The organism is Mesorhizobium sp. M0088, assembly GCF_040322895.1.
Taxonomy (GTDB): Bacteria; Pseudomonadota; Alphaproteobacteria; order Rhizobiales; family Rhizobiaceae; genus Mesorhizobium.
Genome location: NZ_JAMYUI010000003.1, coordinates 303,266 through 317,063, shown reverse-complemented (window position 1 = coordinate 317,063; position 13,798 = coordinate 303,266). Strand labels below are relative to the sequence as shown.

Below are 13,798 nucleotides of genomic sequence, written 5' to 3'. Positions count from 1 at the left end.
GGGGCGCCCCCACTATCTGCAACTGACCATGCAACCCCAAACCCCCAAACTGCCAGGGCCGCCGTAATACCCCCACCCCCCATGTCAAACAGGAGCGGGGGCGCCGACGGGCCCCCGATCCTTTTCACTTTTACGAGGTCAGATGACGAAGAACCAGTTGGCGAGCAGCATCACCACCACGCCGGCGACCAGCGTCAGATAGGGCAGTATGCCCGCCTTTTTGACCGAGAGGTCGGCCCCCGTCATGCCGAGATCGGCCAGCATGTGGTCGGGGAACTTGCCCTTGTCCTGGATGTAATGGCGGAAGCAGAACACCGGGATAATCAGGGCTGCCGTGATCAGGCCGGCCCACAGCGCCATCGGGTTCCAAACTTTGGCTCCCGCGCCCATGAAGATCATGTTGACATAGGCGAAGATCGCGCCGACGCCGAGCAACCAGCTCGGTGCTTTCCAAGGCCGGGCGATATGGCCGTTGTCGATGCGGTGGATCCAGCCGGCATTGAGGTTGAGGAAGTTGAAGATGATATAGCCGCAGTTCGACACGGCGAGGATGAAGAAGAAGCTCGTCGCGTCGGCAGAGGCGATGGCCAGCACGATCAGGTTGAAGACGAGATCGGTCCACATTGCCCGCGTCGGCGCGCCATGTTCGTTGACATGGCTGAGATAGCGCGGCAGCCAGCCATCGACCGAGCCCTGGTAGAGCGTGCGTGAAGAGCCGGCCATGGCCGTCATGATGCACAGAACCAGAGCCAGGATCATCAGCATCACCAAAAGGCTGTGGATCAGTGCGCCGCCGCCGACCATGCCGGCCAGCGCGTCGGCGACACCGGAGCCGTCGACGATCGGTGTCGCCAGCATGCCGTTGAGGCCAAGCACGCCCTGGAAGGTGAACGGCACCAGGATGAACAGCAGCATGCACAAAAGGCCGGAATAGAAGATCGCCTTGAACGTGTCGGTGCCCGGGTTCTTGAACTCCGAGGTGTAGCAGACGGCGGTCTCGAAACCGTAGGTCGACCAGGCGGCGATGAACATGCCGCCAAGCACCAGCGTCCAGCCGGCGATGTTCCAGGCGCCGGGTTCGGGCGCGTAGGCTGCCGCCAGCGGCACCAGCGGCGAAAAATTCGCCCAGTTGATCTGGCCGGTGACGATCGGCACGACGCCGACGATCAGCATCGGGATGATGACCAGCAGGCCGATATATTTCTGCACGTTGGCAGTGCCGAGGATGCCGCGATGCTGGATGGCGAAGATGATCAGCATCAGCACCGCGCCGATGAAGAAGGTCGCGTTGAGGGTGAACGAGACCGGCCCCAGCGTGTGGCTGTAGAGCGTCCAGTTGCGGATCACCGGCGTTGCCGCGGTGGTCACCGCCGTGATGGCGTCGGCGGCACTCGTCCCGGCATGCGCGGCGATATAGGCGACGACTTCGGGCGAGGCATCGGTGAACAGCGGCACCGGCGCCAACGCGTTGAGGATATAAGCTGCGGCGATCGAGCAGCCGAGCGACAGCACCGGCGACCAGGCGAACCAGTTGCACCAGACCGACAGCGGCGCGATGAACTTGGAATAGCGCAGCCATGCGGTGGCGCCGTAGATCGACGCGCCGCCCGACTTGTTCGGAAACAGTCCGGCGATTTCGGCATAGGTGAAGGATTGCAGGAAGCCCATGATCATGGAGAAGATCCAGATCGCGAAGGCCAGCGTGCCGGTCGTGCCGGCAATGCCGCCGATCGAGAACAGGACGAGGGCAGGCACACCGCTCGCCACCCAGAAGGCGCCGCGCCAGTCGATATTTCGGTGCAACTTGCCTTCGGCAAGCGGCTCCAGGACAGTCGTTATCGTGCTCATATGTCTTTGTTCCCCATTTTGATGTTCCCCGTTCGTGACCGCCGCGGCTTCGCGAGGCTTCACCATCGACGCATGCATTGATCGACTGCCGGTGTTTCCACTCAGTCGTATTTTTTTCTTAACAGTGAAGATTGATCCGGCGCGCTTTCAGGTCAAGCGATTTGTCGCGCCGTGCACATCCCGCTTGCGAAACATGTCAGCTTGACACTGCCGCGGGCGGATTGTTCAGAAAAGGACGAGGGGCTTGAAATGAAAAACCCGCCGGAGGCGGGTCGCGGCGCAAATCAGCACCATGGACGAATATGTAGCATAGCTGCCCTCAGCAGGTCAAGGAAAAAATTCCTATCACGAACTGCCAGCACGGCCTCACTGTCTTGGGAGGAAGGACGTCAGGAGCGTGGTTTGGTCTTTTGCGGATCGTAGTGGGCGAAAGCGACGACGCGCGCCGGCAGCCGCTTGGCATGGCCGTCGAGCTTGCCGATCTCGACCTCGGTACCGACAGCTGAATGGGTGACATCGAGCCTGGCCAGCGCGATGGTCTTGTTCAACACCGGCGAGCGCATGCCCGACGTGACCACGCCGATCTGGGCGCGGCCGACATGCACGCAATCGCCATGGCCGACGTCGACATTGGCGTCGATGTCGAGGCCGACCAGCTTCGTCTGCGGGTGCTCCTTGCGGCGGATCAGCGCCTCGCGGCCGATGAAATCGTCGGTCTTGCTCTTCAGCGGCACGGTGAAGCCGATGCCGGCCTCGAACGGATCGGTCTGGTCGGAGAATTCGTAGCCGGCGAAGATCAGCCCGGCCTCGATGCGCACCATGTCCAGCGCCTGCAGCCCCATCGGCTTCAGCCCATGCGGCTGGCCGGCTTCCCAGATGGCGTCGAACACCTTTTCGGCGTCGCGCGGATGGCACCAGATCTCGTAGCCGAGTTCGCCGGTATAGCCGGTGCGCGAGACGACGACCGGAATGCCGTTGCCGCCACCAATGCGGGCGACGGCGAAGCGGAACCATTCGAGCTCGTCGATCGACGGCTGCAATGGCGAAGTCCAGATCACTTCTCGCAGGATGTCGCGGCTCTTCGGACCCTGGACGGCGACGTTGTGCATCTGGTCGGTCGACGAGCGCACCAGCACGTTGAGGCCGAGCTTCGTCGCCGTCTCGCGCAGCCATTCGCCGGACAGATCGTCACCGCCGACCCAGCGGAAATTGTCCTTGCCGAGCCGCAGCAGGGTGCCGTCGTCGATCATGCCGCCATGCTCGTAGCACATGGCCGAATAGACCACCTGGCCGACGCCAAGCTTCTTGACGTCGCGGGTCAGCGTGTATTGCAGCAGCGCCTCGGAATCCGGGCCGGTAACCTCGAACTTGCGCAGCGGCGACAGGTCCATGATCACCGCGTCCTGCCGGCAGGCCCAGTATTCCGCGATCGGCCCGTCCTTGGCGAAGGAATTGGCGAGCCAATAGCCCCTGTACTCGCCGAAGTTGCGGGTGTGCTTGGCAAAGCTCGAATGAAAAGCTGTCTCGCGGGTCATTTTCGGTTCCGAATCGGGCGTCATGCGTCTGGCGATCGCTCGCGAGAATTTGTGCTGGCCGGAATAGGTCCGCACATGGATGTCGGTCGGGTTCCAGCCATTGGCCGGCGTCGTGTCGTCGGGGCAGGCGGAGGACACGCAGACGATGTCGGTGAGCGCCCTGAGCAGCACATAGTCACCCGCCCGCGACCACGGCTCGTCGGACACCATGACGCCATGCGCGTCGATCGCCGTGTTGAAGAAGAAGTTGATCGCCATCCAGCCCGCGCGGGGATTGACGCCCTTGCCGGCCAGAGCGCCGTTGAAATTCTCCGAGCAGTTGGTGTGGCCGGGATAGCCGATGTCGTCGTAATATTTGGCCGCGCAGGCGAGCGCGAAGGCGTCGTGCCGGCCGCATGTGTCCTGCACCACCTCGACCAGTGGCTCCATGTCCTGGTCAAAGTATTTGGAATGCAGGCCGGGCATCGGGTAGCTCGCACCCATCAGCGTGCGCGTCGTCGTCACGTCGAGCGGATGATCCAGTCCCCTGTCCAGCTTGCGCGCCGAAAAGCACTGGAAATCGGTGCACTGGCGCCCGTCGACATCGATGATCTGGAGATAGTCGCCGGCCTTGACGAAATAGGCCTCCGCCGTCGCCGAATGGACACGCAAATCGAGCACCGGATCGGCCAGCGGATCGGCCAGTAGCGATTTCACCGCCGAGCGGATCGTGGCGCGGCGGACGATGGCGCTCAGCGGCGTCGCCGTGTCGTGACCATCGACCAGCATCGGCCCCCCGGGGGCCGCAATCAGCATCGCGCCATCGCGCGCGACGGTGAAAGCCTGTTCGGTGCCGGCGGGCGTCGCGCCGCCGAACACGCGAACCGCCTTGGCATGGTCAAGCTGCACCTGCCGGCGCGCGAGCCCGCTCCGTAGCGATGCGAGGCTGTCGTCGTCCTCGGCCAATAGCGCCTTGATGCCGGCAGCATTGCTGTTCGATGTTTCACCGAAAATGCCGGGATCGGTCGCGCCGGTCCTGTCCCAGGCCAGCAACTCGCAGGCCTGGCCACCCTCGACATTGCGCACGGTGATCGTGTCGCCGGCCTCGATATCGATGAGCACCGCGCCATTGCCCTGGATCGTATAACGCTCCATGCCCGGCGGCAGCGCGATCTGGCCGGGCCTCAGGATGAGGCTCGGCCGCGGCGGTCCGGCAGCAATTGCGGGGTAGGGCGACTGGCTCATTTCAGCCTTGCGGTTCGAGAAACAAGTTTGCCTGTGTGTGAAATTATTTTAGCGGTAAGAATAGCAGTGCGCGTGCGTTTGGCAAGGTGAAGGTGATGCTTCGAACCCAGTCAATTGGGATTGAATTGGCCTCCCAGTCTATCTTCCAAACGTCGGTGCTGCCCCTCATCTGGCTGCTGCCATCTTCTCCCCGTAAACGGGGCGAAGGACGCTGTCGTCGCCGGTTTCGCCAATCGCCAACATTGCAGAAATAGCGCGGCACTCCGAACAGCTTCTTTCTCCCCGTTCACGGGGAGAAATGCCCGGCAGGGCAATGAGGGGCGGCGCCGAGGTCCACAATTGGCGGGCTAGAATTCCTCGGAATGGCCGATAACCACACCATACTCCGCGGCCGAGTCCAGCATCGTGTGCCACAGGCTCTCGGCAAAAGTCGCGAACACCAGGAGGTTGAACACCGCCAGGCCATCTCGATCATTCCCACGCCTGAGCGTGACACTGGTGTGGTCAATCGACGTAGCCGCCGCCGCGCCAACCGGAAACGCATCGGGATGCAAATCGATCGACGACAGTTTCGCCAGCATCGCCCGCGCCTTGTCACCCGAGATGCTGATCAGCACGCGCGCATGCGACTGGTCGGACAGCGAGGCGGAAGATGCAAACGCCTGAGCGAGTGCTTCAGTCGAATGCTTGCCGCCCTTCGACAGCACGAAAAACTGATCCGGTCCCGACCAGATCAGCGTTGCGTCCGCCGCGCCGACTGCTGTCGGCGTTTCCGGAGCAGCAACGCCAAAGCGAACCTTCGCTGCCGTGGCCATGTCAGCCGCCTTACCGCGCCGCGCCATCACCTGGACGAGATCAAAATTGCGAATCTCGGTCAGCGAGACGCCGGCCTCGATACCGCGTGCACCATGCACGCCGGCAACAAGCGCCTTTTCAAGGGGACTGCGGGGAGCCCAGGAAAAATCAACCACGCTGGCGCCCTCCATCCGGATCGTAGAAGACGGGATTGCAGAGTTCGACATCGTAGTCTTCGCCGCGCAACGGGTCATGCCCATGCACGATCTCGCCGATGCGTTCGCGGCCGCGTTCGACAAGCGCGAGCCCGATCCACTGATCCGACGTCGGCGAGAAGCAGACCGAGGTGACATAGCCCTGGTCGTTGCCGGGGCCGGGTGTCTGTCCCTTCGGGATGATGTGCGCACCGGAGCGCAGCCGGCGTGCCTTGTCCGTCGGCTTGATGCCGACGACGACCTGCCGGTCCGGGGCTACCAGCGCCTCGCGTCCGGCCATGACGCGGCCGATATAGTCTTTCTTGGTCGACATCATCTTGCCCAGGCCAAGATCGGCCGCCGTCGTCGTGCCGCTCAGTTCCGGTCCGGCGATGTGGCCCTTTTCGACGCGCATGACGCCGAGCGCCTCGGTGCCGTAGGGCGTCACGCCGAATGGCGCGCCGGCCAGCATCAGATTGCGCGCCATGGCATCGCCAAAGCGCGCCGGCACTGAAATCTCGAAAGCCATCTCGCCTGAGAACGAGATGCGGAACAGCCGTGCCCTCAGGCCCCCGCGAAGTGCTACTTCGCGCGCGCCCATGAATGGAAAGCCTTCGTTGGAAAGGTCTTCGGCCGGGTCGACGATTTCCCTGAGCAGGTCGCGTGTCTTCGGCCCGGCGATCGAGAATTGCGCCCACTGGTCCGAGACGGAAGTGAGCTGCACGTCGAGCTCCGGGAACAGCACCTGGCGGCAGAATTCGAGATGCTGCATCACCAGCCCGGCCTTGGCCGTGGTGGTGGTCAGAAAATAGTGGTCCTCGGCCAGCCGCGATGTCGTGCCATCGTCATAGACGATGCCGTCCTCGCGCAGCATCAGCCCATAGCGCGCCTTGCCAACGGCGAGGCTGGAGAAGGTGTTGATGTAGACGCGATCGAGAAAGGCGCCGGCATCGGGGCCGTGCACGTCGATCTTGCCGAGCGTCGAGACATCGCAGAAGCCGACGCCGCCGCGCACCGCCTTGACCTCGCGGGTCACCGATTCCAGCCAGTCCTTCTCGCCGGCGCGAGGGTACCATTGCGCACGTTTCCACAGGCCGGTGTCGACGAAGATTGCGCCCTGTTCGGCCGCCCAGTGGTGCGACGGCGTCAGCCGCGTCGCATGAAACGTCTCGTCGCGATGATGACCGGCGAAGGCGCCGATGGCGACCGGCACGTAAGGCGGCCGGTAGATTGTCGTGCCGGTCTCGGGGATCGAACGGCCGCTGACCGCGGCCATGATGGCAAGGCCGGCGACATTGGAGGTCTTGCCCTGGTCGGTCGCCATGCCGAGCGTCGTGTAGCGCTTCAGGTGCTCGACGGATTCAAAGCCTTCGCGTTGCGCCAGTTCGATGTCGGAGGCGGTGACGTCGTGCTGGTAATCGACAAACGCCTTGCCCTTGCCGGCGACGTGCCATAGCGGCGTCAGCGAGAATGCCTCGTCGTCGGCGGCAGGCGCGATACCCACTGTGCCGCTATGTCCCGTGTCACGCGCCGCTGCCGCGCCGGCGGCAAATCCCTCGCTCAGGCAGGCGCCGAGGCCGAAATCGCCATTGGCGGCACCCGCGGCGACCATGCCTGGAGGCGCGCCGTCCGGCACGAAGGCAGATATGTCGTTCTGCCATTTCGGCCGGCCACGATGGTAGGAAGTCAGCCCGACAGCCGGGTTCCAGCCGCCAGAGACCGCGAGGCCGTCCGCTTCGACCTCGGCGCGCGCGCCACCGGTCAGCGAGACCGCGATTTTCCTGACGCCATCCTTGCCGCCATCGACGCCGCTGACGGAACCATGCAGCACCGGGAAGCCGCCCTTGGAGGCCAGCGAACGATGCGCTGGCGACACTTCGGACCGTGCATCGATGACCGCCGCGATCTGCAGGCCGGCCCCGAGTGCAGTCTCGACCGTGCGCCAGCCATCCTCATTGTTGGTGAACAGCGCGAGGCGCTTTGCCGGTGTCGCCGCATAGCGCGCGACATAGGTGCGCATGGCGGACGCCATTATAACACCGGGCGTGTCGTTGCCGGCAAAGACGATCGGCCGTTCGATGGCGCCGGCCGCGACAACGCAGCGCTTCGCCACGATCCGCCACAGCCGCTGGCGCACCTGATGCTGAGGCGGCGAGGGCAGGTGGTCGTTGACCCGCTCGATCGCGCCATAGGTACCGCCATCATAGACCCCGAACAATGTCGTGCGGGTCATGATGCGGACATCGGGCATATCGGCCAATTCAGCCAGCGTCCGCGACAGCCATTCGGCTGCCGGCACACCATCGATCGTGCCGCCATCCGACAGCAGGCGGCCGCCGGGGACAACATCCTCTTCGCACAGGATGACGCGGGCGCCAGCGCGGCCGGCTGCCAATGCCGCGGCCAAACCGGCCGGACCTGAACCGGCGATCAGCACATCGCAATGCGCCCATGCCTTGTCGTAGTGATCGGGATCGGCGATGCCTGAGGCACGGCCGAGGCCGGCGGCGCGGCGGATCGCCGGCTCGTAGATCGCTTCCCAGAATTTCGCCGGCCACATGAAAGTCTTGTAGTAGAAGCCGGCAACGAAGATCGGCGCGAACAGCTGGTTCACCGACATCAAATCGTGGCGCAGCGACGGCCAACGGTTCTGGCTGGCGGCCTCGAGCCCGTCATAGAGTTCGGCTGTCGTCGCCTTGGTGTTCGGCTCGCGCCGTGCGCCGGTGCGCAGCTCGACCAGCGCGTTGGGTTCTTCCGAACCAGCGGTGAGAATACCGCGCGGGCGATGGTATTTGAATGAGCGGCCGACCAGCTTGACGCCGTTGGCGATCAGCGCGGAGGCGAGCGTATCGCCCTGGAAGCCGGAGAAAGCCTTGCCGTCGAAACGGAAGTTCAGTGGCACCGAGCGGTCGATGAGACCGCCATTGCCGAGCCGATGGGATTGGCTGGAAGTCACGATTGCCGACCCTTCGTCGCTTCGATGTCATGCGGCAGCGTCGAGCCGCCCCTCATCGCCCTGCCGGGCACTTCTCCCCGTATAGTGACGGGGAGAAGGACGCTCTCGTCCACGATTTCGCTAATCATCAACGCTGCAGGAATAGCAGCCAGGTCCCTCTCCCCGTCTCTATACGGGGAGAGGGTGCCGGCAGGCAGGTGAGGGGCGGCGCTGACTTGCACAAGAAAATTCATTTCGCGACCTGCCTCGCACCCACGCCAGCCGCCGGCTCAACGGCGGAAATCTCGTGCGTCAGCGTGTTGCGTGTGACCTTCAGCCAGGCCCGGCAGCCGCCGCCATGGTACCAGTGTTCGCTGGTCTGTCCGGCGACGTTGTCGCGCAGATAGACATAGTCGAAGACCTCGTCTTCCGAGGCGCCGGCTTCGGGCCGCACAGGCTTGGCATCGCCGAGATAGGTGAACTCGCCGAGTTCGCGTTCACCGCAGAAGGGACAGACAATGCGCATTTTCTTCTAAACCGCCTTTAATGCAGGTTCGGTTGGGCGCCTTGGCCCTTTTCGTCGATCATGGCGCCAGTACGGAACCGGTCGAGGCGGAACCGCGCGGCTTCTTCGTGCGATTCGTCGCGCGCCAGAAGATGGGCAAAGACGAAGCCGGAGCCTGGTGTCGCCTTAAAGCCGCCATAGCACCAGCCGGCGTTGAGATAGAGCCCGTCGACTGGCGTCTTGTCGATGATCGGCGAACCGTCCATCGACATGTCCATGATGCCGCCCCACTGGCGCAAAAGACGCACGCGGCCGATCATCGGCATCAGCGCCATGCCGCCCTCGCAGACATCCTCCATCACAGGCATGTTGCCGCGCTGGGCGTAGGAATTGTAGCCGTCTATGTCACCGCCGAAGACGAGGCCGCCCTTGTCGGACTGGCTGACGTAGAAATGGCCGGCGCCGAAGGTCATGACACCGGGGATGAGCGGCTTGATCGCCTCGGAGACAAAGGCCTGTAGCACATGGCTTTCGATAGGCAGGCGCAGGCCGGCCATCGCCGCGACGCGCGACGAACTTCCGGCAACAGCCATGCCGACCTTGCCGGCGCCGATCTTGCCGCGCGATGTCTCGACGCCGGTCACCTTGCCATTGGCGTCCCTGACGAAGCCGGTGACTTCGCAATTCTGGATGATGTCGACGCCGAGTTCGCTCGCCGCATGGGCATAGCCCCAGACCACCGCATCGTGCCGCGCCGTGCCGCCGCGCCGCTGCAAGAGCCCGCCTTGCACGGGAAAGCGCGCATTGTCGAAGTTCAGGAACGGGATCATCTTCTTGACGGCAGCGAGGTCGAGCAGTTCGGCGTCGATGCCGTTGATGCGCATGGTGTTGCCGCGCCGCGCATAAGCGTCGCGCTGTGCGTCGGAGTGGTAGAGGTTGATGACGCCGCGCTGGCTGACCATCGCATTGTAGTTGAGGTCCTGCTCCATCCGCTCCCACAGCTTCATCGACAATTCGTAGAAGCCGGTGTTGCCGGGCAGGCCGTAATTGGAGCGGATGATGGTGGTGTTGCGGCCGGCATTGCCGGAGCCGATCCAGCCTTTTTCGAGTACGGCGACATTCCTGATGCCGTACTCGCTGGCGAGAAACCAGGCGGTGGCAAGCCCGTGGCCGCCGCCGCCGATGATCACCACGTCGTAGCGATCCTTCGGCGTGGCGTCGCGCCAGGTGCGCTGCCAGTTCTTGTGGCCGGACAGGGCGGCGCGGGCGAGCGAGAAGATAGAATATTTCATCAGTTCATTCCGAGGTCGCTCGCACCGCGCTGGTGGTCAGATATCCAGCGTGTGGTCGCGCTCCCATTGCGTGAAGTGCGAAGCATAGGAATTCCATTCCTGGTGCTTCAGCTTTAGGTAGGCCGACGAGAATTCCTCACCCAGCGCCGCCTTGAGCGATTTGTCCTTGTCGAACTCGCGCAACGCGTCGAGCAGGTTGAGCGGCAGTTTTGGCGCGCCCTTCACCGTGTGCCCATGCTGGTACATGTCGATGTCGTAGCGCTTGCCGGGATCTGCCTTGGAACGGATGCCGTCGAGGCCGGCGGCGATGATAACCGCCTGCAGCAGATAAGGGTTGGCAGCACCATCCGGCAGCCGCAGTTCGAAGCGGCCGGGGCCGGGCACGCGCACCATGTGGGTGCGGTTGTTGCCGGTCCAGGTCACCGTGTTCGGCGCCCAGGTCGCGCCCGAGATGGTGCGCGGCGCGTTGATGCGCTTGTAGGAGTTGACCGTCGGGTTGGTGATCGCGGCAAGCGCGGAAGCATGCTTCATGATGCCGCCGAGAAAACTCCGGCCCTTGGCCGACAGGCCGAGCTCCATCGTTTTGTCGGCGAAAACGTTGGTCTTGCCCGATTTGTCCCAGACCGAGATATGGGCATGGCAGCCATTGCCGGTCAGGCCCTGGAAGGGTTTGGGCATGAAAGTCGCGCGCAGGCCGTGCTTCTCGGCGATCGACTTGACCATGAACTTGAAGAACGAGTGCTTGTCGGCGGTCGCCAGCGCGTCGTCGAAGGCCCAGTTCATCTCGAATTGGCCGTTGGCATCCTCGTGGTCGTTCTGGTAGGCGCCCCAGCCGAGCGCCAGCATGTGGTCGCAGATCTCGGTGATGACGTCATAGCGGCGCATCACCGCTTGCTGGTCGTAGCAGGGCTTTGAGGCCGTGTCGTATTCGTCGGAAATCGTCTTGCCATCCGGCGAGATCAGGAAGAACTCGGCCTCGACGCCGGTCTTGACGTGCATGCCGTCGCTGGCTGCTTCCGCGATCAGCCGCTTCAGCGTGTTGCGCGGCGCCTGGTCGACCTCCTTGTCGTCCATGATGCAGTTGGCGGCGACCCAGGCAACCTCCGGCTTCCACGGCAGCTGGATGACCGAGTCCGGATCCGGCACCGCCAGCATGTCGGGATGTGCTGGCGTCAGGTCCAGCCAGGTGGCGAACCCGGCAAAGCCGGCGCCATCCTTCTGCATGTCTGATATCGCCTGCGCCGGCACCAGCTTGGCACGCTGGCCACTGAACAGGTCAGTGTAGGAAATCATGAAATATTTGACGTTTTTCGCCCTTGCGAATTCTGCAAGATCAGTTGCCACGCTAGTTCCCCATTTTTGTCGATTGTTGTTCCCCGAGTATGCGGGAACCGGCCCTTCGTTGATCAGAAGCCGTTCTTCCCCGGTATCCAGTTGGTGCCGGCCAGCGGCACGCCGGCCATGGCGGCTGCCTCGATCGTCAGCGCGACGAGGTCCTCGGGTTCGAGATTGTGCAGGCTGTTCTTGCCGCAGGCACGCGCGATGGTCTGCGCTTCCAGCGTCATCACCTTGAGGTAGTTCGCCAGCCGGCGCCCGGCAGCCACCGGGTCGACCCGCTTCATCAATTCGGGGTCCTGCGTGGTGATGCCGGCGGGGTCGCGCCCCTCGTGCCAGTCGTCATAGGCGCCGGCGGTGGTGCCGAGCTCGTTATACTCCGCCTCCCAGCGGGGATCGTTGTCGCCGAGCGCGACAAGGGCAGCCGTACCGATCGAGACCGCGTCGACGCCGAGCGCCAGCGCCTTGGCGACATCGGCGCCGTTGCGGATACCACCGGAGACGATCAGCTGCACTTTGCGGTGCATGCCCAGATCCTGCAGCGCCTGCACCGCCGGCCTGATGCAGGCAAGCGTCGGCATACCGACATTTTCGATGAACACTTCCTGGGTGGCGGCGGTGCCGCCCTGCATGCCGTCGACGACAACGACATCGGCGCCGGCCTTCACGGCAAGCGCGGTGTCGTAGTAGGGCCGGGCGCCGCCGACCTTGACGTAGATCGGCTTTTCCCAGTCGGTGATTTCGCGCAGTTCCAGGATCTTGATCTCGAGATCGTCGGGTCCGGTCCAGTCGGGATGGCGCGAGGCCGAGCGCTGGTCGATGCCCTTGGGCAGCGTGCGCATCTCGGCGACGCGGTCGGAAATCTTCTGGCCAAGCAGCATGCCGCCGCCGCCCGGCTTGGCGCCCTGGCCGACGACGACTTCGATCGCATCGGCGCGGCGCAAATCGCGCGGGTTCATGCCGTAGCGCGACGGCAGATATTGATAGACCAGCTGCTTTGAATGGCCGCGCTCTTCCTCGGTCATGCCGCCGTCGCCCGTCGTGGTCGAGGTGCCCGACAGGGTCGCGCCGCGCCCGAGTGCCTCCTTGGCGGGGCCTGACAGTGAGCCGAAGCTCATCCCGGCGATGGTGATCGGGATCTTTAGCTCGATCGGCTTCTTGGCATGGCGAGAGCCGAGCACGACTGATGTGTCGCAGCGCTCGCGATAGCCTTCGAGCGGATAGCGCGAGATCGATGCGCCGAGGAACAGAAGGTCGTCGAAATGCGGCAGCTTGCGCTTGGCGCCGGCGCCGCGGATGTCATAGATGCCGGTCGCCGCGGCACGGCGGATTTCGGAAAGCGTATAGTCGTCGAAGGTCGCGGATTTGCGCGGCGTCGTCGGCGGGTTCCTGTAGGTCATGCTGCCTCAATACGCGTCGGCGTTGTCGATATTGAAATTGTAGAGGGTGCGCGCCGAGCCGTAGCGCTTGAACTCCGACGGCTTGACGCCGGTGACGCCGGCGCGGTCGAGCAGGCCTTGCAGCAATTCCAGATGCTCAGCCCGCATCTCCTTGGCGATGCAGTCGGCACCCAGGCTGTCGACCTTGCCGCGCACGAAGAGCCGCGCCTCGTAGATGGAGTCGCCCAGCGCGTCGCCGGCATCGCCCAGCACCACCAGATTGCCCGACTGCGCCATGAAGGCCGACATGTGGCCGATATTGCCGTGCACGACGATGTCAATGCCCTTCATCGAGATGCCGCAGCGCGACGAGGCATTGCCTTCGATGACCAGCAGGCCGCCCTTGCCGGTGGCGCCGGCATACTGGCTGGCGTCGCCTTTGATGGTGATCGAGCCCGACATCATGTTCTCGCCGACGCCGGGACCCGCCGAGCCATGCACGGTGATGGTGCTGCCGGAATTCATGCCGCCGCAATAATAGCCGACGCTGCCACGCACATCGATGGCAACAGGCTGGTCGACGCCAACGGCGACCGAATGGCTGCCTTTCGGGTTCAGCACTTCCCAGGCCGTTTCATTCGAGCCGGGCGACAGATTGTGCAGCGCCTGGTTGAGTTCGCGCAGCGACGATTGGTCAAGATCGAAGACCCGAGGGTCATGTGCTGCGGTCTTTGAAAGCGTGGTTGCCGGCATGAA

At 63.9% G+C, this 13,798-nt stretch carries 9 protein-coding genes; all 9 read right to left on the bottom strand.

Annotated elements, in window-relative coordinates; translation table 11 throughout:
* Positions 1–138: 138 nt before the first annotated feature.
* On the bottom strand, positions 139–1,848 hold the full coding sequence (locus tag NKJ67_RS05830) for a trimethylamine N-oxide permease (protein ID WP_127270074.1): 1,710 nt from the start codon (positions 1,846–1,848) through the stop codon (positions 139–141).
* Positions 1,849–2,237: 389 nt separating this feature from the next.
* Positions 2,238–4,607, bottom strand: a complete 2,370-nt coding sequence (locus tag NKJ67_RS05825) for a trimethylamine N-oxide demethylase (RefSeq protein ID WP_352580780.1) — start codon at positions 4,605–4,607, stop codon at positions 2,238–2,240.
* A gap of 347 nt (positions 4,608–4,954) precedes the next feature.
* Positions 4,955–5,578 (bottom strand): sarcosine oxidase subunit gamma, encoded by a 624-nt coding sequence (locus tag NKJ67_RS05820; RefSeq protein ID WP_127322334.1) that lies wholly within the window; start codon positions 5,576–5,578, stop codon positions 4,955–4,957.
* Positions 5,571–8,552: a sarcosine oxidase subunit alpha gene (locus NKJ67_RS05815; protein ID WP_352580779.1), complete on the bottom strand. Its 2,982-nt coding sequence runs from the start codon at positions 8,550–8,552 to the stop codon at positions 5,571–5,573. The genes NKJ67_RS05820 and NKJ67_RS05815 overlap by 8 nt, the downstream gene beginning before the upstream one ends.
* A 229-nt stretch (positions 8,553–8,781) precedes the next feature.
* Positions 8,782–9,057, bottom strand: coding sequence for a sarcosine oxidase subunit delta (locus tag NKJ67_RS05810; RefSeq protein ID WP_352580778.1), 276 nt, complete (start codon positions 9,055–9,057; stop codon positions 8,782–8,784).
* A gap of 17 nt (positions 9,058–9,074) precedes the next feature.
* A complete protein-coding gene (locus NKJ67_RS05805; protein ID WP_352580777.1) occupies positions 9,075–10,328 on the bottom strand; it encodes a sarcosine oxidase subunit beta family protein in 1,254 nt (417 codons plus the stop codon).
* Between the two features lie 36 nt (positions 10,329–10,364).
* Positions 10,365–11,672 carry a type III glutamate--ammonia ligase gene (glnT, locus tag NKJ67_RS05800; RefSeq protein WP_352580776.1) on the bottom strand — a complete coding sequence of 436 codons (1,308 nt, stop codon included), beginning with the start codon at positions 11,670–11,672 and terminating at the stop codon, positions 10,365–10,367.
* Positions 11,673–11,734: 62 nt separating this feature from the next.
* A complete protein-coding gene (locus NKJ67_RS05795; RefSeq protein ID WP_127255237.1) occupies positions 11,735–13,063 on the bottom strand; it encodes an FMN-binding glutamate synthase family protein in 1,329 nt (442 codons plus the stop codon).
* A 6-nt stretch (positions 13,064–13,069) separates the two neighbouring features.
* On the bottom strand, positions 13,070–13,795 hold the full coding sequence (locus tag NKJ67_RS05790; RefSeq protein WP_256745841.1) for a GltB/FmdC/FwdC-like GXGXG domain-containing protein: 726 nt from the start codon (positions 13,793–13,795) through the stop codon (positions 13,070–13,072).
* Between the last annotated feature and the right edge of the window lie 3 nt (positions 13,796–13,798).